Origin of the sequence: Streptomyces sp. NPDC020731 (assembly GCF_044334705.1) — a bacterium.
Classification (GTDB): Bacteria; Actinomycetota; Actinomycetes; order Streptomycetales; family Streptomycetaceae; genus Streptomyces.
In genome coordinates this window covers 162763-185066 of record NZ_JBIRTN010000018.1, presented here as the reverse complement: position 1 = coordinate 185066, position 22304 = coordinate 162763, and the positions used below count along the sequence as shown (strand labels likewise).

Below are 22304 nucleotides of genomic sequence, written 5' to 3'. Positions count from 1 at the left end.
GTGTAGAAGTACGGGAATCGGGGAACCTTCTGGTCTCCCGCCGCGTTTCTGCTACGTGCACAGTGACATCGCGGTGACAGGGTGTGGCGACGGGCGGGGTGCGGCTACGATGACCGGCACAAGGACGGGCGGCGCAAGGGAGTCGTCCCTCGGGGCGGTACCCACAGGTGCCTCCCCAGGTCCTGAGGACAGGGGAGGCCCCAAGCCGGGGCGAGGAGGGCGGGCCATGGTGCAGAAGGCCAAGATCCTCCTGGTCGATGACCGGCCGGAGAATCTGCTCGCGCTGGAGGCGATCCTCTCGGCGCTCGATCAGACGCTGGTGCGGGCATCGTCCGGGGAAGAAGCACTCAAAGCACTGCTCACGGATGATTTCGCGGTCATTCTGCTGGACGTCCAGATGCCGGGCATGGACGGTTTCGAGACCGCCGCGCACATCAAGCGACGGGAGCGGACCCGGGACATCCCGATCATCTTCCTCACCGCGATCAACCACGGCCCGCACCACACCTTCCGCGGGTACGCGGCGGGTGCGGTCGACTACATCTCCAAGCCGTTCGATCCGTGGGTGCTGCGCGCGAAGGTCTCGGTCTTCGTCGAGCTGTACATGAAGAACTGCCAGCTGCGGGAGCAGGCGGCGCTGCTGCGGCTCCAGCTGGAGGGCGGCGAGAAGGACGCGGCCGAGTCCAAGGAGTCGGCGGGGCTGCTCGCCGAGCTCTCGGCGCGGCTCGCGGCCGTCGAGGAGCAGGCCGAGGCGCTCACCAAGCAGCTCAACGACGAGTCGACCGACGCGGCCGCGGTGGCCACGGCCGCCCATCTGGAGCGCAAGCTCACGGGGTTGCGGCGGGCGCTGGACGCCCTGGAACCCGGAACCGGCAGCGCGTCGTCGGTGCCGTCGCAGAACTGAGGCCGGGGGCAAGGGCGTTGGCCGGGCCCCCGACGCGCCGTGGGCGTGAGACCGCGTCAACTGCGCGTCAATGTCACGCATCGACGAGAGCGACACGAACGGGTGAAGCGTCCGCCACGCGTGTCCCCAACCGTCTCCACCGGTAACCTCACACCTATGGCCTCACGTCCCTCCGCAGCCAAGAAGCCGCCCGCGAAGAAGGCGCCCGCTTCCGCGAAGGCCCCGGCGAAGAAGGCCGCTGCCAAGAAGGTCCCGGCGAAGAAGGCTCCCGCCAAGAGGGCCGCGGCGAAGAAGCCCGTGCCCGCACCGGCCGCCCCGAATCCGACCAGCGGCGTCTACCGGCTCGTACGCGCCCTGTGGCTGGGCCTCGCGCACGCCGTCGGCGCCGTCTTCCGCGGCATAGGGCAGGGCGCCAAGAACCTCGACCCCGCGCACCGCAAGGACGGCCTGGCACTGCTGTTGCTCGCCGTCGCCCTGATCGTCGCCGCCGGCACCTGGGCCGACCTGAAGGGTCCCGTCGGCGACCTCGTGGAGATCCTGGTCGCCGGAGCCTTCGGCCGGCTCGACCTGCTGGTGCCGATCCTGGTCGCGGTCATCGCCGTACGGTTCATCCGGCATCCGGAGAAGCCGGAGGCCAACGGACGGATCGTGATCGGTCTGTCCGCGCTCGTCATCGGCGTGCTCGGGCAGATCCACATCGGCTGCGGCTCGCCCGCGCGCAGTGACGGCATACAGGCCATAAGGGACGCCGGTGGTCTCATCGGCTGGGGCGCGGCCACACCGCTGTCGTCGACCATGACCGATGTCCTCGCCGTGCCGCTGCTGGTGCTGCTCACCGTCTTCGGTCTGCTGGTCGTCACCGCCACCCCGGTGAACGCCATTCCGCAGCGTCTGCGCCAGCTCGGCGTGCGGCTCGGACTCGTCCGCGAACCCGAGCCGGAGGAGTTCGGCGGGGACGACGAGCGCTACGAGCAGCAGTGGCGCGAGTCGCTGCCCGCGAGCCGCCGCGGCCGGCGGCCGGCGGCCGAGGAGTACGACCCGGACGGCGTGGAGCAGGAGGTGCTGTCCCGGCGCCGGGGCCGGCCCCGCAGGTCCGCGGTGCCGCGGCCTTCCATGGACCGGCCCATGGACGCCGTGGACGTGGCCGCCGCCGCGGCCGCCGCGCTGGACGGCGCCGTGCTGCACGGGATGCCGCCCTCGCCGATCGTCGCCGACCTGACCCAGGGTGTGAGCACCGGCGACCGCGAACCGACCACACCGACGCCGGTCCCGGCCGCCCGCCCCCAGCAGGAGAAGGCGAAGGCGGACAAGCCGAAGCAGGACAAGCCGCAGGCGGGTGTCCTGGACATGACGAAGGCGCCGCCCCGCGAACCCCGCGACCTGCCGCCCCGCGCGGAGCAGCTCCAGCTCTCCGGCGACATCACCTACTCCCTGCCCGCCCTCGACCTGCTCGAGCGCGGCGGCCCCGGCAAGGTGCGCAGCGCCGCCAACGACGCCGTGGTCGACGCGCTGCGGAAGGTCTTCACGGAGTTCAAGGTGGACGCCGCCGTCACCGGCTTCACCCGCGGCCCGACGGTCACCCGCTACGTGGTGGAACTCGGCCCGGCCGTGAAGGTCGAGCGGGTGACCGCGCTGACGAAGAACATCGCGTACGCCGTCGCCAGCCCGGACGTGCGGATCATCAGCCCGATCCCCGGCAAGTCCGCGGTGGGCATCGAGATCCCGAACACCGACCGGGAGATGGTCAACCTCGGTGACGTGCTGCGGCTCGCGGAGTCCGCCGAGGACGACGACCCGATGCTGGTCGCCTTCGGCAAGGACGTCGAGGGCGGCTACGTCATGGACTCGCTGGCGAAGATGCCGCACATGCTGGTCGCCGGCGCCACCGGTTCCGGAAAGTCGTCCTGCATCAACTGCCTGATCACCTCGGTCATGATGCGGGCGACCCCGGAGGACGTCCGGATGATCCTGGTCGACCCCAAGCGCGTCGAGCTGACGGCGTACGAGGGCATCCCGCACCTGATCACGCCGATCATCACCAACCCGAAGCGGGCCGCCGAGGCGCTCCAGTGGGTCGTGCGCGAGATGGACCTGCGCTACGACGACCTCGCGGCCTACGGCTACCGGCACATCGACGACTTCAACCGCGCGGTGCGCGAGGGCAAGGCCACAGCGCCCGAGGGCAGCGAGCGGGAGCTCCAGCCGTATCCGTATCTGCTGGTGATCGTCGACGAGCTGGCGGACCTCATGATGGTCGCCCCGCGCGACGTCGAGGACTCCATCGTGCGGATCACACAGCTCGCGCGGGCGGCCGGTATCCACCTGGTGCTCGCCACGCAGCGGCCGTCCGTCGACGTGGTCACCGGTCTGATCAAGGCGAACGTGCCGTCCCGGCTGGCGTTCGCCACGTCCTCGCTCGCGGACTCGCGGGTCATCCTCGACCAGGCCGGCGCCGAGAAGCTGATCGGCAAGGGCGACGGGCTGTTCCTGCCGATGGGCGCGAACAAACCGACGCGTCTGCAGGGCGCGTTCGTGACCGAGAAGGAGGTCGCGGCCGTCGTCCGGCACTGCAAGGACCAGATGGCGCCCGTCTTCCGGGACGACGTCACCGTCGGGACCAAGCAGAAGAAGGAGATCGACGAGGACATCGGCGACGACCTGGACCTGCTGTGCCAGGCGGCCGAGCTGGTCGTCTCCACCCAGTTCGGATCGACGTCCATGCTCCAGCGCAAGCTGCGCGTCGGCTTCGCCAAGGCGGGCCGGCTGATGGACCTCATGGAGTCGAGGAACATCGTCGGACCGAGCGAGGGTTCGAAGGCTCGTGACGTTCTTGTGAAGTCTGATGAGCTGGATGGCGTGCTCGCGCTGATCCGGGGGGAGTCTGAAGGGTAGGCGAACGGGAGGCGGTCGTCGCCTCCGGGCACCCGGGTGGTCGATCGTGACCCACTCGTAAGCGATCATTGGGCAACCGTTTCCCGTCGGCGTACGTCAAGTTGAGGGAAACAGCAAACTGCAGTCCCATCATCGGGATGTCGGGCCATTCCAATGGCGTACAAAGTCCTACCGCCCGGTTGCCCCACCCTCTCGTACCCCTCCTAGACTGAACTTCCAGCACAGGCGGCTACACGCTCGAAAGGCGCCCCCGTGTCCATCGGCAACTCCCCTGAAGACGAGCGTCCGTTCGAAGACGTTTCCGAGGAAGCCCGCCCTTCCGTCTCCGTCGGTCGAGCGCTGCAGCAGGCGCGCATCGCCGCCGGGCTCACCGTCGACGACGTCAGTACCGCCACCCGGGTCCGAATCGCCATCGTGCACGCCATCGAGGCGGACGACTTCGCCCCCTGCGGCGGCGACGTCTACGCGCGCGGGCACATCCGGACCCTGGCCAGGGCCGTGGACCTCGACCCGGCGCCGCTGATCGCCCAGTACGAGGCCGAGCACGGCGGCGGCCGTCCGGCCCCGACCCCGGCCGCCCCGCTGTTCGAGGCGGAACGCATCCGTCCGGAGCGGCGCGGACCCAACTGGACCGCGGCCATGGTCGCCGCGATCGTCGTCGTGATCGGCTTCGTCGGGTTCACGATGGTCAAGGGCGGTGACGACGGCGGCAAGGAGAACGTCGCCGACGGCGCCACGCCCAGCAAGTCGGCCTCGCCCACCCCCAAGTCCGAGAAGCCCGCCGAGCCCGAGCCGGAGCCGTCGGACAGCGCCATCGCCGCCGCGCCGCAGGACAAGGTGACGGTCCAGGTCAGCGCCGTCGACGGACGCAGCTGGATCTTCGCCAAGGACCACAACGGCCGGCAGCTGTTCGACGGACTGCTCAAGCAGGGCGAATCCAAGACCTTCCAGGACAGCACCAAGGTCAATCTGGTCCTCGGCGACGCCGGCGCGATCGACCTGTTCGTGAACGGCAAGAAGATCGAGGACGACTGGCAGCCGGGCGCCGTCGAGCGCCTGACCTACACCAAGGGCGACCCGCAGGCCGGATGATCCGGCGCAAAGGGTGCTTCGTCGACGCGGTCGGCCATGATCGGCCAACCCCGTCGACGTGGGGCGTCAGCGGGACGAAGTAGTCTTGAGCCCATGCCTGAACGCCGTACCGTCGCACTCGTCACCCTTGGCTGCGCCCGTAACGAGGTGGACTCGGAGGAGCTCGCAGGCCGTTTGGAGGCGGACGGCTGGCAGCTCGTGGAGGACGCCGAGGAAGCGGACGTCGCCGTCGTCAACACCTGTGGCTTCGTCGAGGCCGCCAAGAAGGACTCCGTCGACGCCCTCCTGGAGGCCAACGACCTCAAGGGACACGGGAGAACCCAGGCCGTCGTGGCGGTGGGCTGCATGGCCGAGCGGTACGGCAAGGAGCTCGCCGAGGCTCTTCCCGAGGCCGACGGCGTGCTCGGTTTCGACGACTACGCCGACATCTCCGACCGCCTCCAGACCATCCTGAACGGCGGCATCCACGCCTCCCACACCCCGCGCGACCGGCGCAAGCTGCTGCCGATCAGCCCGGCCGAGCGGCAGGACTCCGCCGCAGCCGTCGCCCTTCCGGGACACGGCCCGGTGGACCTGCCCGACGGTCTCGCCCCGGCCTCCGGCCCTCGTGCGCCGCTGCGCCGTCGGCTGGACGGCTCCCCGGTCGCCTCGGTGAAGCTCGCCTCCGGCTGCGACCGGCGCTGCTCCTTCTGCGCCATCCCGTCCTTCCGCGGCTCCTTCATCTCGCGCCGACCCAGCGATGTGCTGAACGAGACGCGCTGGCTGGCCGAGCAGGGCGTGAAGGAGATCATGCTGGTCTCCGAGAACAACACCTCCTACGGCAAGGACCTCGGCGACATCCGTCTGCTGGAGTCCCTGCTGCCCGAGCTCGCCGAGGTCGACGGCCTCGAGCGGGTGCGCGTCAGCTACCTCCAGCCGGCCGAGATGCGGCCCGGCCTGATCGACGTGCTGACCTCCACCCCGAAGGTCGTCCCGTACTTCGACCTGTCCTTCCAGCACTCCGCGCCCGACGTGCTGCGCGCGATGCGCCGTTTCGGCGACACCGACCGGTTCCTGGAGCTGCTCGACACCATCCGGGGCAAGGCGCCCCAGGCCGGTGTGCGCTCCAACTTCATCGTCGGCTTCCCCGGCGAGTCCGCGGCCGACCTCGCCGAACTGGAGCGGTTCCTGAACCACGCGCGGCTGGACGCCATCGGCGTCTTCGGCTACTCCGACGAGGAGGGCACCGAAGCGGCGACGTACGACCGCAAGCTGGACGAGGAGGTCGTCGCCGAGCGGCTGGCCCGCGTCTCCCGGCTGGCCGAGGAACTGGTCTCGCAGCGCGCCGAGGAGCGGATCGGCGAGACCGTGCACGTGCTGGTGGAGTCCGTCGACGAGACGGAGGGCGTGTACGGCCGGGCGGAGCACCAGGCCCCCGAGACGGACGGCCAGGTGCTGCTCACGAGCGGCGAGGGTCTGGACGTCGGCCGTATGGTCGAGGCGAAGGTGGTCGGCACGGAGGGTGTCGACCTGGTGGCCGAGCCGCTGTTCCAGGGTTCGCTCGCGTGTAGTGAGGAGGCGGGCAGATGACGGGTGTCCCGGCATCGGCGGCGGGAGGCCCCTCCGGCGCGAGGGCGGCGGGCGCCGCACCCGGGGGCATGCCGGCGTCCGGCCGCGCGGTCGCGCGGGAGGCACGGGGCACGGCTCCGGGATCGTCCGGCGGTGGACCCCGGCGTGGTGCGTCCGGCCGTGGCCCGGGCGGCGCCCGGACGCACGGCGACGAGGCGGTGCCGGTCACCGCGTCCCATGACGGTGTCGACGCCGAGGACGGTACGAAGCCCGCGCGCGGTGCGAAGATCGCGGCGGCGGCCGTCAACCAGGCCAGCGTCTGGAACATCGCCAACTTGCTGACCATGCTCCGGCTGCTCCTGGTGCCGGCGTTCGTCATGCTGATGCTCGCCGAGGGCGGGTACGACCCGGCGTGGCGGTCGTTCGCCTGGGCGGCCTTCGCCATCGCCATGATCACCGACCTGTTCGACGGTCATCTGGCGCGCACGTACAACCTCGTCACCGACTTCGGGAAGATCGCCGACCCCATCGCCGACAAGGCGATCATGGGAGCGGCGCTGATCTGTCTCTCCTTGCTGGGCGATCTGCCGTGGTGGGTCACCGGAGTCATCCTCGGCCGGGAACTCGGCGTCACCCTGCTGCGTTTCCTGGTCATTCGCTACGGCGTGATCCCGGCCAGCCGAGGGGGCAAGCTCAAGACCCTCACCCAGGGCATCGCCGTCGGTATGTACGTACTGGCGCTGACGGGGTGGCTGGCCACACTGCGGTGGTGGGTGATGGCCGCGGCGGTCGTGCTGACCGTGGCGACCGGACTCGACTATGTGAAACAGGCCATTGTGCTGCGCAGGCAGGGAATCGCCGAGCGCGCGGCGGCGTTGGAGGAGACGGAAGCGTGAGTTCCGAGGCCGCCGAGGTGGTGCGACTACTTACCGTGAACGGCGGAACGCTCGCCGTCGCCGAGTCGCTGACCGGTGGCCTGGTGGCTGCGGAGCTCACTTCGGTTCCCGGGGCGTCCAAGGTCTTCCGGGGTTCGGTGACGGCGTACGCCACCGAACTCAAGCAGGAGCTGCTCGGTGTGGACGCCGCCCTGCTGGCGCAGTGCGGAGCGGTGGATCCGCAGGTGGCGGTCCAGATGGCGGCCGGCGTCCGCAAGGCACTGGGTGCCGACTGGGGCATCGCCACCACCGGCGTCGCCGGTCCGGATCCCCAGGACGGCCAGGCCGTCGGCACGGTTTTCGTGGCCGTGGACGGCCCTTCCGGGACGGGAACGGGTTCCGCCCGCGGCGGAAAAGTGGAGCATCTGCGGTTGAACGGCGACCGCGCGGAAATTCGTATGGAGAGTGTACGGAGCGTACTCGCACTGCTTCTGACGGAGCTCGCGGGCGAACAGACCGGGAATGAGCGGGCACAGGATACGGAACGGAACGGGGGGTTTTGATGTTTGCAGCCCTGAGTGAACACGACATCGCTCCCCGCACGGCCGCGGCGCAAGGCGGTACGGTGGGGCGAGAAGGATGCGGCTACGCGGTCCGAGGAGGGAGCCACCGATGATTCTGCTCCGTCGCCTGCTGGGTGACGTGCTGCGTCGGCAGCGCCAACGCCAGGGCCGTACTCTGCGCGAAGTCTCCTCGTCCGCCCGAGTCTCACTCGGCTATCTCTCCGAGGTGGAGCGGGGGCAGAAGGAGGCTTCCTCCGAGCTGCTCTCCGCCATCTGCGACGCGCTGGACGTACGGATGTCCGAGCTCATGCGGGAAGTGAGCGACGAGCTCGCTCTCGCCGAACTGGCCCAGTCTGCTGCAGCGACGCCCAGCGAGCCCGTACCCACGCCGGTTCGTCCGATGCTGGGTTCCGTTTCGGTGACCGGTGTGCCACCGGAACGGGTGACCATCAAGGCGCCCGCCGAGGCGGTGGGCGTCGTCGCCGCGTGAGCGTGGTGTTCCGCGCACGCGCGGTGTGAAGGTGTGGGATGCCCCGGTAGGGGCCCTTCCGGGAGATCCGGAGGGGTGCTGCCGGGGTTTTCGCATGCGTGGGTGCCTTCTCCCTGTGCGTTTGCCGGTGCGGCGCGCGGCGGTCATCGTGGAGGGACGAGACGGGGGTCAGCCACGGAGGTGCGGATGTACGTCGTGAAGAGCCCGTTGTCCGACGCGAACCTGAAGACCGTGTCCGAGGCGCTGCAGGGCGCCCTGGTCGACCTGGTGGATCTCGCCCTGGTGGCCAAGCAGATCCATTGGAACGTGGTCGGGCCACGCTTCCGCTCCGTTCACCTCCAGCTCGACGAGGTCGTGACCCTGGCGCGTGCGCACTCCGACACCGTGGCGGAGCGCGCCGCGGCCCTGGGGGTCTCGCCCGACGGGCGTGCCGCGACGGTGGCCGTCGGCAGCGGCATCGGGGTGACGCCCGAGGGCTGGGTCGACGACACGGCCGCGGTGGGCGCGCTCGTGGAGGCGCTGGGCGCGGTGATCGCCCGTATGCGGGAGCGGGTCACGGCGACCGACGAACCGGACCCGGTGAGCCAGGACATCCTGATCACGATCACCGCGGACCTGGAGAAGCAGCACTGGATGTTCCAGGCCGAGAACGGGTGACATGGCCCTGGGGGGCCGTGGCGCCCTCGTGGAGCGACCCGGGGGCCGAGATGCGCCTGTGTGCCCTTGGTGCGCCCTGTGCGCGGGGGCAGGCGGTCTCATAGCGTCGGCCCGGGGGTGGGGGCCGTGACGACGGGGCGGGTGCTGCGCCGGGGTGTCGTTCTGGGGTTCGGGGCGTTGTGGTGGTGGGCGGTGGCGCGACTGCTGCTGGTGCCCGACGCCGGGGCGGTGGAAGGGGCGGTCGCGGCCGGCGGGTGGGGGCTCAGCCTGCTGCCGGTGCACTGCATGCCCAAGGCACGGGCCGAAGGGGCGCTCGCGGCGGGACGGTGGCGGCGGACCTGGCGGGTGAGCAACGCGCGTCGGTTCACCGACGGGGCGTGAACGGAGCCGGCCCCGGCTGGCAGGTGGGGCACCAGTACGTGGGGCGCTCGCGGGAGCCGTCGCCCTGGTCGGCGAGGCGGATCGGGGTGCGGCAGCGCAGGCAGGGGCGGTGGGCGCGGCCGTACACGAACAGGTCCTGGCCGCGGCGGCCGGTGGTGTTGCGGACCGGGCGCTCGCGGTTGAGCTCCAGCAGTTTCCTGGCGAACTCCGGCAGTTGTGCGGATCGGTCGGCGGGCAGTTCGCCCACGGGGAGCCAGGGGGTGACACCGAGGAGGAAGCACAGCTCGCTCTTGAAGACATTGCCGATTCCGGCGAGGTTCCGTTGGTCCAGCAGGGCTTCGCCGAGGGGGCGCGCCGGGTCCTCCAGGAGGTTGGCCAGCGCGAGGCCGGGGTTCCAGTCCGGGCCGAGGAGGTCGGGGCCGAGATGGCCGACCGCGCGGCCCTCGTCGGTGGTGCGCATCAGTTCCAGGACGGGGAGCCGGTAGCCGACGGCCGTGCGGCCGGCGTTGCCGAGGACGGCGCGGATCTGGTGGGCGGGGCCCCCGTTCCAGCGTTGCCCGTGCGCGTACACCCGCCAGGAGCCGTCCATTCTCAGGTGCGAGTGCAGCGTCAGGCCGCCTTCGACGCGGGTCAGCAGATGTTTGCCGCGCGGGGTGACGTCCAGCACGGTGCGGCCGGTGAGGTCGGCCGTGGCGAACCTCGGCACCCGGAGGTCGCTGCGGGTCAGCACCTGGCCGGCCAGGGCGTCGTGCAGCCGCCGCGCGGCCTGCCAGACCGTGTCTCCTTCGGGCATGCGTCAAGGGTGGCACGTCGGGCGGTCGGGGCGCTCGGGCGGGCGCGGGCCGGCGACGGGTCAGGCGCGCAGGCGCAGACCTCTGGGTGTGGCGACGAAGCCGGCGGTCTCCAGGAGGGTGCCCAGGGGGGACGTCAGCGCCGGGGTGCCGTTGACGCGCTCCACCGTGACCGTGCCGAGGGAACCCGCGCGGGCGGCCGCGGCGAGGGCCTCGGCGGCGGCCGGGAGGCGCGGGTCGTCAGCGGGTTCGCCGTCGGAGCCGGCGGGCCAGGCCAGCAGCGTCTTGCCGCCGCGCTCCATGTAGAGCGTCAGCTCGCCGTCCACCAGCACCACCAGGGAGCCCGCCTTGCGGCCGGGTTTGTGCCCGGCACCGGTCGGCGGTTCGGGCCAGCCCAGGGCGGCACCGTAGGCGTTCGCCGGGTCGGCGGCGGCCAGGACCACGGCGCGTGCGGCGCGGTCCGCGCCGGTACGGCGGCCGGTGAAGGGGTCGTACGGGGGACGCCCGCCGTTCTGCCAGGGCGGAGGGGACTGCGGGACCAGGTCGCGCGGGGAGACGTAGTCGCCCGGCGAGAGGTGGGGGTACGACGTGTCGTCCGGGCCGGGGAAGCCGTCGTGGCCCGGGACGGTCTCGAAGGAGCCGGGCACCCCGGCGGCCGGACCCCGGGCCAGGAGGCCGTCGCCCCGCTCGCGGGCGTTGGCCGCCGCGCGGAGGCGGTCCACGGCCCCGTCCATCGCGAACTGGGCGGCGCCCAGACCCTCCACCACATAGCCGCGGCGCGCCTGCCCCGTCTCCTCGAAGGCGGACAGAACGCGGTACACCGCCGAGAAGCCGCCCTCGACGCCCTCCGCGGAGACGGCACCCCGGGTCACCACACCGTGCCGGTCGAGCAGGGTGCGGGCCAGCGCGTGGGCGCGGACCGTGGCATCGGTGTCCCCGTCCGGGAGCAGGGACCACCGGCCCGCCACGGTCGGCGGGCCGGTGCGGGAGGCGCTGCGGGCGGCAGCCGTGAGCGATCCGTAGCGACCGCGCGGGACGGAGCGTTTCGCGCGGTGGGCCGTGGCGCCCGCGGTGCGGCCCGAACCCAGCAGGGAGCGCATGGGCGTCAGTGTGTCGTTGGTCAGCCGCCCGGACCAGGCGAGGTCCCACAGAGCGTCGGCCAGTTGGGGGTCGGTGGCCTCGGGATGCGTGGTGGCGCGGACCTGGTCGGCGATCTGGCGGAAGAACAGGCCGTAGCCGCCGGAGAGGGCGTCCAGGACGGACTGGTGGAGGGCGGTCGGCTCCAGGGGGTGCGGGGGCGGCAGGAGCAGCGGGGCCGCGTCCGCGAGGTAGAGGGAGACCCAGCCGTCCTTCCCGGGCAGCGAACCGGCGCCCGCCCACACCACCTCCCCGGCGGCCGTCAGCTCGTCCAGCATCGCCGGGGCGTAGTCCGTCACCCGGGACGGCAGGACCAGCTTCTCCAGGGCGGACGCGGGCACGGACGCGCCCTGCAGCTGCTCGACGGCGCGCACCAGGCCGTCGATGCCGCGCAGGGAGTGCCCCTTGCCGATGTGCTGCCACTGGGGGAGGAACTGGGCGAGCGCGGGTGGAGGCACCGGCTCCAGTTCGTGCCGCAGCGCGGCCAGGGAGCGGCGGCGCAGTCGGCGCAGTACGGCCGCGTCGCACCACTCCTGTCCGATCCCGGCCGGATGGAACTCGCCCTGGACGACCCTGCCCGCCGCCGAGAGCCGCTGCAGGGCGCCCTCGGTGACCGCCGCACCCAGCCCGAAGCGGGCCGCCGCCGTCGCCGACGTGAACGGGCCGTGGGTGCGCGCGTACCGCGCGAGGAGGTCGCCGAGGGGGTCCTTGACGGGTTCGGTGAACGCCTCCGGCACACCGACCGGCAGCGCCGTGCCCAGCGCGTCGCGCAGCCGGCCGGCGTCCTCGATCGCCGACCAGTGGTCGGCGCCGGCCACTCGCACCCGGATGGCGCGCCGCGCGGAGGCGAGTTCCCGCGCCCACTGCGGCTCGGCGCCCCGCTCGGTGAGTTCGGTGTCGGTGAGCGGGCCCAGCAGCCGCAGCAGGTCGGCCACGCCCTCCGCGTCCTTGACCCGCCGGTCCTCGGTGAGCCACTGCAGCTCGCGCTCCAGCTCGGTCAGCACCTCGGCGTCGAGCAGTTCGCGCAGCTCCGCCTGGCCGAGCAGCTCGGCCAGCAGCCGTGAGTCCAGCGACAGGGCGGCGGCGCGGCGCTCGGCGAGCGGGGAGTCGCCCTCGTACAGGAACTGCGCGACGTATCCGAAGAGGAGGGAGCGGGCGAAGGGGGACGGCTCGGGTGTGGTGACCTCGACCAGGCGCACCTTGCGGGCCTCCAGGTCACCCATCAGCTCGACGAGTCCGGGCACGTCGAAGACGTCCTGGAGGCATTCGCGGACGGCTTCGAGGACGATCGGGAACGAGCCGAACTCGCCGGCCACCTGGAGCAGCTGGGAGGCGCGCTGACGCTGCTGCCACAGCGGTGTGCGCCGGCCGGGACTGCGGCGCGGCAGCAGCAGCGCGCGGGCGGCGCACTCGCGGAACCGGGACGCGAACAGCGCCGAACCGCCCACCTGGTCGGTGACGACCCGGTCGACCTCGCCCTTGTCGAAGACGACGTCGGCCGCGCCCACGGGGGCCCGCTCCGCGTCGTACTCCGTGCCGGCCTTCACCGGCTCCTGGTCGAGCAGGTCGAGGCCCATCAGGTCGGCGTCCGGCAGGCGCAGCACGATGCCGTCGTCGGCGTGCATCACCTGGGCGTCCATGCCGTACCGCTCGGAGAGGCGGGCGGCGAGCGCGAGTGCCCACGGGGCGTGCACCTGGGCGCCGAACGGGGAGTGCACGACGACCCGCCAGTCGCCCAGTTCGTCGCGGAAGCGCTCCACCACGATGGTGCGGTCGTCCGGGACGTGACCACAGGCCTCGCGCTGCTCGTCGAGGTAGGACAGGACGTTGTCGGCGGCCCAGGCGTCCAGTCCCGCCGTGAGGAGCCGCAGCCGGGCGTCGTCCTTGGACAGCGAGCCCACCTCGCGCAGGAACGCGCCCACCGCGCGGCCGAGTTCCAGCGGGCGGCCCAGCTGGTCGCCCTTCCAGAACGGCAGCCGGCCCGGCACGCCCGGCGCCGGGGAGACCAGCACCCGGTCGCGCGTGATGTCCTCGATGCGCCAGGAGCTGGTGCCGAGCGTGAAGACGTCACCCACGCGGGACTCGTAGACCATCTCCTCGTCCAGCTCGCCGACCCGTCCGCCGCCCTTCTTCGGGTCTGCGCCCGCCAGGAACACCCCGAAGAGGCCGCGGTCGGGGATCGTGCCCCCGGAAGTGACGGCGAGACGCTGGGCGCCCGGGCGGCCGGTGATCTCGCCCGTGACCCGGTCCCACACCACGCGCGGGCGCAGCTCCGCGAACGCGTCGGACGGGTAGCGGCCGGCGAGCATGTCCAGGACGGCCGTGAAGGCGGACTCGGGCAGGGAGGCGAAGGGCGCCGCACGGCGGACCATCGCGAGCAGGTCGTCGAGCTGCCAGGCGTCCATGGCCGTCATGGCGACGAGCTGCTGGGCCAGGACGTCGAGGGGGTTGGCGGGGACCCTCAGGGACTCGATCGCCCCGGTGCGCATCCGCTCGGTGACCACGGCCGCCTGCACCAGGTCGCCCCGGTACTTGGGGAACACCACGCCCGTGGACACCGCGCCCACCTGGTGCCCCGCGCGGCCGACGCGCTGGAGCCCGGAGGCGACGGACGGCGGCGACTCGACCTGGACCACCAGGTCGACGGCGCCCATGTCGATGCCCAGCTCCAGGCTGGAGGTGGCGACCACCGCGGGCAGCCGGCCCGCCTTGAGATCCTCCTCGACCAGGGCGCGCTGCTCCTTGGACACCGAACCGTGGTGGGCGCGCGCGATGACCGCGGGCGCTCCCTGGGTGGTCCCGGAGCCGCCCATGAGCTCGGCGGGGGAGTGGTGCTCGTCCAGGGGTTCCCCGGTGGCCCGCTCGTGGGCGATCTCGTTGAGCCGGTTGCACAGCCGCTCGGCGAGGCGGCGGGAGTTCGCGAACACGATGGTCGAGCGGTGCGCCTGCACCAGGTCGGTGATCCGCTCCTCGACATGCGGCCAGATCGACGGGCGCTCGGCGCCCTCCGACCCGTCGGCGACCGGGGAGCCGCCCAGCTCGCCCAGGTCCTCGACCGGCACCACCACGGACAGGTCGAACTCCTTGCCCGACTCCGGCTGGACGATCTCCACCTTGCGGCGCGGGGAGAGGAACCGGGCGACCTCGTCGACCGGGCGCACCGTCGCCGAGAGGCCGATACGGCGGGCCGGACGGGGCAGCAGCTCGTCCAGCCGCTCCAGGGAGAGCGCGAGATGCGCGCCGCGCTTGGTTCCGGCGACCGCGTGCACCTCGTCCAGGATCACCGTCTCCAGGCCCGTCAGCGCGTCGCGCGTGGCGGACGTCAGCATCAGGAACAGGGACTCGGGCGTGGTGATCAGGATGTCCGGCGGGCGGGTGGCCAGGGCGCGGCGCTCGGCGGGCGGGGTGTCGCCGGAGCGGATGCCGACCTTCACCTCGGGCTCGGGCAGGCCCAGGCGCACGGACTCCTGGCGGATGCCGGTCAGCGGGCTGCGGAGATTGCGCTCGACATCGACGGCCAGGGCCTTCAGCGGCGAGACGTACAGGACGCGGCAGCGCTTCTTGGGGTCGGCGGGCGGCGGTGTGGAGGCCAGCTGGTCCAGGGCGGCGAGGAAGGCGGCCAGTGTCTTCCCGGAACCGGTGGGGGCGACCACCAGCACGTCCGAGCCCTCCCCGATGGCCCGCCACGCACCGGCCTGGGCGGCGGTGGGTGCGGAGAACGCCCCCGTGAACCAGCCGCGGGTCGCGGGGGAGAAGCCGTCCAGGGCTCGGTGCGGATCGCTGACCATGCGTCCATCGTGCACCCGGCCACTGACAATCGGGCCGAGCCGGGGGACGGGCGGGGGCGGCCGGGACCGCGTGACAATGGCCGTATGGCGGAATCGGGCAAGGAGCGGGCGCGGCACTGGCAGTACGACGAACTACCCGGTGTCGATCTGCTGCGTGCCCGGTACATACGGAAGACGTTCGTCCGGCACACTCACGAGCACTTCGTGATCGCCGCCATCGCCGACGGGGTCGAGGTCTTCCACCACGGCGGCGCCGACCAGTACGCGGGCGCCGGGGCCCTCGCCCTGGTGAACCCGGACACCCCGCACACCGGCCGGGCGGGCGTTCCCGAGGGCTGGCAGTACGGGGCGGTGTACCCGTCGCCCGAGGTGGTGGGCGCGATCGCCGCCGAGACCACCACGCTGCGCGGCACACCGGGGTTCGTGACGCCGGTGCTCGACGATCCGTACACCGTCCATCTGGTGCACCAGGTGCTGCGGGCCACCGACGAGGGCAACGCGCTCGCCGCCGACACCCTGCTCCGGGTCGCGGTGACCCGGCTGCTGCGGCTGAACGGCGGGACATTGCCGCGACGCGAGATACGCACGGCGGGAGCCCGGATCGCCGTACGCGCGCGTGCCGTGCTGGAGGAACGGCTGGCCGATCCGCCGACCTTGGAGCGGCTGGCCGGTGAGCTGGGCACCGGCCCGTTCGCGCTGCTGCGCGCCTTCCGGAACACCTACGGGATGCCGCCGCACACCTGGCTCATCGACGCGCGCGTGCGGCGGGCACGGCGGCTGCTGGACGCGGGGACCGCGCCGTCGGAGGCGGCCGTCGCGGTCGGCTTCACCGACCAGCCGCATCTGAACCGGCACTTCAGCCGGATCGTCGGCGTGCCCCCGGGGGCCTACCAGCGCGAGCGCAAGAACGTACAAGACGCGCGGGGCGGTACGCCCGTACCGTCCGGGGCGTGGCAGTGGAACGGACAGAAGCGCTCGCAGACGTACGGGACGACGGAGGAGGAAAGCCGGACGGTGCCGTCGTACGGGACGCCCTCGGCGTCGGGATCGCCGTCGGACTCTCCGGGTTCGCCTTCGGCGTGACCTCGGCGGGCAGTGGGCTCACCCTGCTCCAGACCTGTGCGCTCAGCCTCCTGGTGTTCACCGGCGCCTCCCAGTTCGCGCTGGTGGGGGCGCTGGCGGTCGGCGGGAGTCCGTTCACCGCGGCCGCGGGGGCGTTCTTTCTGGGGGTGCGCAACGCGTTCTACGGGCTGCGGCTGTCACAGTTGCTCGCGCTGCCCCGCGCGGTGCGGCCGTTCGCCGCCCAGTGGGTGATCGACGAGACGACCGCCGTCTCGCTCGCCCAACCCACTCGGCGCGGCGCGCGCATCGGGTTCCTGGTGACCGGGCTCAGCCTGTACCTCCTGTGGAACCTCACCACGCTGCTCGGCGCACTGGGCGCCGACGCGATCGGGGACACCGACGCGTGGGGGCTGGACGCGGCCGGCCCCGCGGTCTTTCTGGCGCTCCTCGCGCCGATGCTGCGCACCGGTACCGAGCGGACCGTCGCCGGGCTCGCCGTTCTCCTGGGGCTGGGTCTGCTGCCCGTGCTGCCGGCCGGTGTGCCGGTCCTGGTGGCCGCGCTCGCGGCACCGGCCGTCCTGTGGGCGCAGGGCCGGAAGAGCGCCTCGCGCGGTGACATGGCGGAGGAGGACCGTTGAACATCTGGATCGCGATCGGTGTGACCGCCCTCGGCTGCTACGCCGTCAAGCTCGTGGGGCTGCTGGTGCCCGCCGGGGTCCTGGAACGGCCCCTCGTCCGGCGTCTCGCCGCGCTCCTCCCGGTCGCCCTGCTCGCCGCCCTGACCGCCCAGCAGACCTTCTCCGAAGGCCAGGCCCTGGCCTTCGACGCACGGGCGGCCGGCGTGGCGGCGGCCGCCGTGGCGCTGGTTCTGCGCGCCCCGTTCCTGCTCGTCGTCGGAGCGGCCGTCGTGGTGACGGCGGGGGTGCGGGCACTGGGTGGGTGAGGCGCCGGGCACGGTGCCCGGCGGTGCCACAGTTCCGTCTCCGTGCCCGGAGAACGGCTGCCGTCCACGAAACGGGATGCGATGCGGCCACCTGGGCGGCGTGACCGCTGACCGGGGGTGGGTTTCGCTCGCTCGCCCGCGCTCGCGGGGTGCCGCTGCGCCCACCCGTGCCACCCCAGCGGCACGATTGCCCGCAGCTACCGCAGCAGCGGTCGTCACGCAGTTTGCTCAGTCGACGGTGCGGCCGTACGCCGTCAGGGTGTGGAGGGCCTCGATCGTCACCATGGGGCGGGCCTCCAGGGAAGGGCCCGGGGCCCACTGGCGCCGGCGGACGGGCCAGCCGCCGTCCTCCTGTTGCTCGGCCGCGAGGAAGTCCAGGGAGCGCGCCGTCTCCTCGTCCGTGAACCACGCGCGCGCCAGGGAGTGCGGCGTCCGCGCGTAGTCGTGCGGGAAGTGGTGCTCGCCCGGGGCGTAGCCGGGGGCGACCGGGTACGCGGCGAGGTCCTCCGGATCGAGCGCCGCCAGCCGCTGCCCGCGTACCAGACGGCCCAGCCGGTCCGCGGCGGCCTCCGCGCGGGGACGGTCGGGGGCGTGGTCCAGGAAGGCCACGGCGGCCTGGACCTCGTAGGGGTGGGACTTCTCCAGCGACTCCGCGGCCTGCCAGCAGAAGTCGGTCGCACGGAACAACCACGCGTGCCACACCTCGTTGCGGTGCAGCAGGCCCGCCACCGGTCCGGTGGCCGACAGCTCGCCGGGCGGGTCGTCCACGACCGGTACGAAGGGTGCCGCCGGGTAACCGCGCTGGCCGGGCGAGATCCCCGGAAGCGCGCCCTCCACCGTGGAGACGGACGTCAGATAGCGGCACACGTCCTCCGCGCGGCGGCCGCCGCAACGCCCCACGGCGTCCAGCACGCGCAGGGCGCGGGTGGTGTGCAGCGGCTGGCTGACCGGACCCCGCAGATCGGGTTCCAGCGCGTGACCGTAACCGCCGTCGTCGTTGCGGTAGGCGTTCAGTGCCGCCTCCACCGGACCGGCGCCGCCGCCCCGGAAGCGGTGGGCGAAGAGGTGCTGTTCGAGCACCCGCGCGGTGAGCCAGACGAACCGCTCCGCCCGCGCGAGCGGGCCCTGGGACAGGGATGTCGGGGGCGGTGGGGCAGCTCCGGTGTCGGCCATGGGTCCGACCGTAGGCGGAAGGCGGTGCCGGCGGGCGGCCCGGCTCGGGGCCACCCCCGCAGGCGGGATACTGGGTGCATGCGGTTGACGGTTTTCTGGGAGCGGATGGCGGAGCACTTCGGCGCGGGCCATGCCGAGACCTTCGCGCACGACCATGTCATGTCCGAGCTCGGCGGGCGCACCGTGCACGAGGCGCTGGCAGCCGGCTGGAACGCCAAGGACGTCTGGCAGGTGGTCTGCGCGGTGATGGACGTCCCCGCGGAAAAGCGTTGATCGTCACAGAGACCGTCGTGGGGTGCGTGGCTGCCGCCGACGTGGGCGAGACTTGATCCGTGGCACCCACTGACGAGACCGGGCAGGCAGCCCAGCATCCCACCACGCCCGGCGCGCCGCCGCCCGCCGGGCCCCCGGTGGCCCCCATGTCCGGGCCGGGCGCCCGCATGCCGCGCTGGCTGCCGCGCGCCATGGTGCTCGCCCTCGCGTTGTTCGCCGTGTTCCAGTTGGGCAGCTGGGCCTTCCACCAGCTCATCGGCCTGCTGGTCAACATCCTCATCGCGTTCTTCCTGGCACTCGCCATCGAGCCCGCGGTGAGCTGGATGGCCGCGCGCGGGGTGCGTCGGGGCCTGAGCACCTTCCTCGTCTTCCTGGGCGTGCTGATCGTGGCGGCGGGCTTCGTCACGCTGCTCGGGTCGATGCTGGCGGGACAGATCATCAAGATCGTCGAGGACTTTCCGGACTACCTCGACTCCGTGATCAACTGGATCAACACGCACTTCAAGACGGAGCTGCGGCGGGTGGACATCCAGGAGGGCCTGCTGCGCTCCGACTGGCTGCGCAACTACGTCCAGAACAGCGCCACCGGTGTCCTGGACGTCTCCGCGCAGGTCCTCGGCGGTCTCTTCCAGTTGCTGACCGTCGGTCTGTTCTCGTTCTACTTCGCCGCCGACGGCCCGCGGCTGCGGCGCACCGTCTGCTCCCTGCTGCCGCCCGCCCGGCAGGCCGAGGTGCTGCGCGCGTGGGAGATCGCGGTGAACAAGACGGGCGGCTACATCTACTCGCGCGGGCTGATGGCCCTGGTCTCCGGCCTGGCGCACTACGTCCTGCTGGAGTTCCTCGAGGTGCCCTACGCGCCCGTCCTCGCCGTGTGGGTGGGCCTGGTGTCGCAGTTCATCCCCACCATCGGCACCTATCTCGCGGGCGCCCTGCCCATGCTGATCGCCTTCACGGTCGACCCCTGGTACGCGCTGTGGGTGCTGATCTTCGTGGTGATCTACCAGCAGTTCGAGAACTACGTGCTGCAGCCCAAGCTGACCTCCAAGACCGTCGACATCCATCCGGCGGTCGCCTTCGGCTCGGTCGTCGCGGGCACCGCCCTGCTCGGTGCCGTGGGCGCACTGATCGCCATCCCCGCCGTCGCCACCCTCCAGGCGTTCCTGGGTGCGTACGTGCGGCGGTACGACGTCACGGACGACCCCCGTGTGCTCGGGCACCGCGGCCCAGGCGGCGGGCCGGGCGCCCTCACCCGCGTCCGTCGTCTGTGGGCCCGCCGGCCGGGTGCGGAGCGGCCCCGCGGCGGAGACACCGGGGCCTCCTGAGGGCGGGCGTCCCGCGCGACACACAGGGCTGTGGTGCCGTGTGTGTCGCTTGACACAAAAATCGAACATCCATTCTTATGGAAGTGCCGGTGAGGCTCGACGGCAGGTGCTATGTCCCGGTTCGGGTAGGAATGCACCCGCGTTATCCACAGGCCGGAGGTGCGTCGGGGCGCGTTGTCAGTGGCAGGCGTTAGCGTCTTTGACGTGAAGCGATCGACTCAAGCAAATCGGGTGGAACCCATGGCAGGAACCGACCGCGAGAAGGCGCTCGACGCCGCGCTCGCACAAATTGAACGGCAATTCGGCAAGGGCGCGGTCATGCGCATGGGCGACCGCTCGAAGGAACCCATCGAGGTCATCCCGACCGGGTCGACCGCGCTCGACGTGGCCCTCGGCGTCGGCGGCCTGCCGCGCGGCCGTGTCATCGAGGTCTACGGCCCCGAGTCCTCGGGCAAGACGACCCTGACCCTGCACGCGGTGGCGAACGCGCAGAAGGCCGGCGGCCAGGTCGCGTTCGTGGACGCGGAGCACGCCCTCGACCCCGAGTACGCGCAGAAGCTCGGCGTCGACATCGACAACCTGATCCTCTCCCAGCCGGACAACGGTGAGCAGGCCCTGGAGATCGTGGACATGCTGGTCCGCTCCGGCGCCCTCGACCTCATCGTCATCGACTCCGTCGCCGCGCTCGTCCCGCGCGCGGAGATCGAGGGCGAGATGGGTGACAGCCACGTCGGTCTGCAGGCCCGCCTGATGAGCCAGGCCCTGCGGAAGATCACCAGCGCGCTCAACCAGTCCAAGACCACCGCGATCTTCATCAACCAGCTCCGCGAGAAGATCGGCGTGATGTTCGGCTCCCCGGAGACCACGACCGGTGGCCGGGCGCTGAAGTTCTACGCCTCGGTGCGACTCGACATCCGACGCATCGAGACGCTGAAGGACGGCACCGACGCGGTCGGCAACCGTACCCGTGTCAAGGTCGTCAAGAACAAGGTCGCGCCGCCCTTCAAGCAGGCCGAGTTCGACATCCTCTACGGCCAGGGCATCAGCCGCGAGGGCGGCCTGATCGACATGGGCGTGGAGCACGGCTTCGTCCGCAAGGCCGGCGCCTGGTACACGTACGAGGGCGACCAGCTCGGCCAGGGCAAGGAGAACGCCCGCAACTTCCTGAAGGACAACCCCGACCTCGCCAACGAGATCGAGAAGAAGATCAAGGAGAAGCTGGGCGTCGGCGTACGACCGGAGGAGCCCGCCGCCGAGCCGGGCGCGGACGCCACGAGCACCGCTCCGGCCGAGCCGGCCGCAGTACCGGCCCCGGTGGCCAAGGCCACCAAGTCCAAGGCCGCGGCGGCCAAGAGCTGACCCGTGACGCGACGAACCGACTGGGCCGAGTACGAGTTCGCCGCCTCCGGTGCCCCACGGGGGAGGGGCACCGGAGGCGACGACGGCTCAGCCGTGGACGGTGACGCGGTGTACGACGACATCACCGGCGGGGACGGCCCCCGCGACGGGGGTGGCGCACGGGCGGGCGGCTCGCGTGACGGCGGGCCGCGCGGTGGACGCGGGCGCAGACGCCGGATCTTCGGCGAGGCGGCCGCGGAGGACGGGGGCGCCTCCTCCTCGTCGAGGGCCGAGCGGGAGGAACCTCCGGCGGACCCGGTCGAGCGGGCGCGGGCGATCTGCCTGCGCCTGCTCACCGGGACCCCGCGCACCCGGAAGCAGCTCGCCGACGCCCTCCGCAAGCGGGAGATCCCGGACGAGGTCGCCGAGGAGGTGTTGTCCCGGTTCGAAGAGGTCGGACTGATCAACGACAGCGCCTTCGCGGACGCCTGGGTGGAGTCCCGGCACCACGGCCGGGGACTCGCCCGGCGTGCGCTCGCCCGGGAGTTGCGCACCAAGGGGGTCGACCCCACACTGATCGACGCCGCCGTCTCCCGGCTCGACTCCGAGCAGGAGGAGGAGACCGCCCGGGAGCTGGTGGCCCGCAAGCTGCGCGCCACCCGCGGACTCGACCGCGACAAGCGGCTCCGCCGCCTCGCGGGCATGCTCGCTCGCAAGGGCTACCCCGAGGGCCTCGCCCTGCGGGTCGTCCGGCAGGCGCTGGAGGAGGAGGGCGAGGACACGGAGTTCCTCGGCGACGAGGGGTTCTGAGCCGACGGGGAGACGCCGCCCCGCCCCGGCTGCTCCCGGTACCACGCCCTGCGCGGGCGTCGGCGTCACCGGCAGCCCCCGGCCTCCCGCAGGCCCGGAAACCGCTCACCCGGATCCGTGGCCCGGCGGGGCCCCGGCACCCGGTCGCCGCCCGCGCGACGCCTGTGCGGCCGTGGGCGCCACCGGCGGTCCAGCGTTTCGCCAGGCCTGGAAGCCGCCGATCAGGGCGGTGGCCCCGCCCGTCTCGACGGCGGCACCGGACGGA

At 72.3% G+C, this 22304-nt stretch carries 18 protein-coding genes and 1 pseudogene; 16 read left to right on the top strand and 3 right to left on the bottom strand.

All coding sequences use genetic code 11. From position 1 onward, the window contains the following. Positions 1 to 226 precede the first annotated feature (226 nt). The 9 genes from ACH4VX_RS26655 to ACH4VX_RS26615 all read left to right on the top strand — a co-directional run bounded on the left by ACH4VX_RS26655 (position 227) and on the right by ACH4VX_RS26615 (position 9402). Positions 227 to 904 (top strand): two-component system response regulator, encoded by a 678-nt coding sequence (locus ACH4VX_RS26655; protein ID WP_085572894.1) that lies wholly within the window; start codon positions 227 to 229, stop codon positions 902 to 904. A gap of 156 nt (positions 905 to 1060) precedes the next feature. Further along, positions 1061 to 3796, top strand: a complete 2736-nt coding sequence (locus tag ACH4VX_RS26650) for a DNA translocase FtsK (protein ID WP_398370715.1) — start codon at positions 1061 to 1063, stop codon at positions 3794 to 3796. 252 nt (positions 3797 to 4048) lie between these two features. Then, positions 4049 to 4888 carry a helix-turn-helix domain-containing protein gene (locus tag ACH4VX_RS26645; protein ID WP_398370713.1) on the top strand — a complete coding sequence of 280 codons (840 nt, stop codon included), beginning with the start codon at positions 4049 to 4051 and terminating at the stop codon, positions 4886 to 4888. A 93-nt stretch (positions 4889 to 4981) separates the two neighbouring features. Next, the gene (gene rimO / locus ACH4VX_RS26640; RefSeq protein ID WP_398370711.1) at positions 4982 to 6457 is read left to right on the top strand and encodes a 30S ribosomal protein S12 methylthiotransferase RimO; all 1476 of its coding nucleotides are present in this window, start codon (positions 4982 to 4984) and stop codon (positions 6455 to 6457) included. Beyond that, positions 6454 to 7332 carry a CDP-diacylglycerol--glycerol-3-phosphate 3-phosphatidyltransferase gene (pgsA, locus tag ACH4VX_RS26635; protein WP_398370709.1) on the top strand — a complete coding sequence of 293 codons (879 nt, stop codon included), beginning with the start codon at positions 6454 to 6456 and terminating at the stop codon, positions 7330 to 7332. Before rimO ends, pgsA begins: the two co-directional genes overlap by 4 nt. After that, positions 7329 to 7874 (top strand): CinA family protein, encoded by a 546-nt coding sequence (locus ACH4VX_RS26630; protein ID WP_398370707.1) that lies wholly within the window; start codon positions 7329 to 7331, stop codon positions 7872 to 7874. Before pgsA ends, ACH4VX_RS26630 begins: the two co-directional genes overlap by 4 nt. Before the next feature lie 109 nt (positions 7875 to 7983). Next, positions 7984 to 8364, top strand: a complete 381-nt coding sequence (locus ACH4VX_RS26625; protein ID WP_398370705.1) for a helix-turn-helix domain-containing protein — start codon at positions 7984 to 7986, stop codon at positions 8362 to 8364. Between the two features lie 186 nt (positions 8365 to 8550). After that, complete coding sequence (locus ACH4VX_RS26620; RefSeq protein WP_398370703.1) at positions 8551 to 9021, top strand: Dps family protein; 471 nt, start codon at positions 8551 to 8553, stop codon at positions 9019 to 9021. A gap of 126 nt (positions 9022 to 9147) precedes the next feature. Then, entirely contained in the window at positions 9148 to 9402 is a 255-nt protein-coding gene (locus ACH4VX_RS26615) for a hypothetical protein (RefSeq protein WP_398370701.1), read from the top strand. Here ACH4VX_RS26615 and ACH4VX_RS26610 read toward each other — a convergent pair. Both ACH4VX_RS26610 and ACH4VX_RS26605 read right to left on the bottom strand, forming a co-directional pair. Continuing rightward, positions 9386 to 10195, bottom strand: coding sequence for an Fpg/Nei family DNA glycosylase (locus ACH4VX_RS26610; RefSeq protein WP_398370699.1), 810 nt, complete (start codon positions 10193 to 10195; stop codon positions 9386 to 9388). The two genes, ACH4VX_RS26615 and ACH4VX_RS26610, sit on opposite strands and share 17 nt — an antisense overlap. A 60-nt stretch (positions 10196 to 10255) precedes the next feature. Continuing rightward, on the bottom strand, positions 10256 to 15118 hold the full coding sequence (locus ACH4VX_RS26605; protein WP_398370698.1) for an ATP-dependent helicase: 4863 nt from the start codon (positions 15116 to 15118) through the stop codon (positions 10256 to 10258). Positions 15119 to 15202: 84 nt separating this feature from the next. Between ACH4VX_RS26605 and ACH4VX_RS26600 the strand changes: the two are divergent. The 3 genes and pseudogenes from ACH4VX_RS26600 to ACH4VX_RS26590 all read left to right on the top strand — a co-directional run. Beyond that, positions 15203 to 15955: pseudogene (locus ACH4VX_RS26600) on the top strand (AraC family ligand binding domain-containing protein); the annotation flags it as partial. Between the two features lie 113 nt (positions 15956 to 16068). Then, positions 16069 to 16818 carry an AzlC family ABC transporter permease gene (locus tag ACH4VX_RS26595; RefSeq protein WP_398370696.1) on the top strand — a complete coding sequence of 250 codons (750 nt, stop codon included), beginning with the start codon at positions 16069 to 16071 and terminating at the stop codon, positions 16816 to 16818. Beyond that, positions 16815 to 17123 (top strand): AzlD domain-containing protein, encoded by a 309-nt coding sequence (locus ACH4VX_RS26590; RefSeq protein ID WP_398370694.1) that lies wholly within the window; start codon positions 16815 to 16817, stop codon positions 17121 to 17123. The genes ACH4VX_RS26595 and ACH4VX_RS26590 overlap by 4 nt, the downstream gene beginning before the upstream one ends. A 228-nt stretch (positions 17124 to 17351) precedes the next feature. Here ACH4VX_RS26590 and ACH4VX_RS26585 read toward each other — a convergent pair whose 3' ends face one another. Further along, entirely contained in the window at positions 17352 to 18296 is a 945-nt protein-coding gene (locus ACH4VX_RS26585; protein ID WP_398370692.1) for a hypothetical protein, read from the bottom strand. 78 nt (positions 18297 to 18374) lie between these two features. Between ACH4VX_RS26585 and ACH4VX_RS26580 the strand changes: the two genes are divergently transcribed. The 4 genes from ACH4VX_RS26580 to recX all read left to right on the top strand — a co-directional run bounded on the left by ACH4VX_RS26580 (position 18375) and on the right by recX (position 22039). Continuing rightward, complete coding sequence (locus ACH4VX_RS26580; protein WP_398370691.1) at positions 18375 to 18569, top strand: DUF3046 domain-containing protein; 195 nt, start codon at positions 18375 to 18377, stop codon at positions 18567 to 18569. 59 nt (positions 18570 to 18628) lie between these two features. Beyond that, positions 18629 to 19891 carry an AI-2E family transporter gene (locus ACH4VX_RS26575; RefSeq protein WP_398370689.1) on the top strand — a complete coding sequence of 421 codons (1263 nt, stop codon included), beginning with the start codon at positions 18629 to 18631 and terminating at the stop codon, positions 19889 to 19891. A 240-nt stretch (positions 19892 to 20131) separates the two neighbouring features. After that, a complete protein-coding gene (gene recA, locus ACH4VX_RS26570; protein ID WP_398370687.1) occupies positions 20132 to 21250 on the top strand; it encodes a recombinase RecA in 1119 nt (372 codons plus the stop codon). 3 nt (positions 21251 to 21253) lie between these two features. Continuing rightward, a complete protein-coding gene (gene recX / locus ACH4VX_RS26565; protein ID WP_398370685.1) occupies positions 21254 to 22039 on the top strand; it encodes a recombination regulator RecX in 786 nt (261 codons plus the stop codon). Positions 22040 to 22304 lie beyond the last annotated feature (265 nt).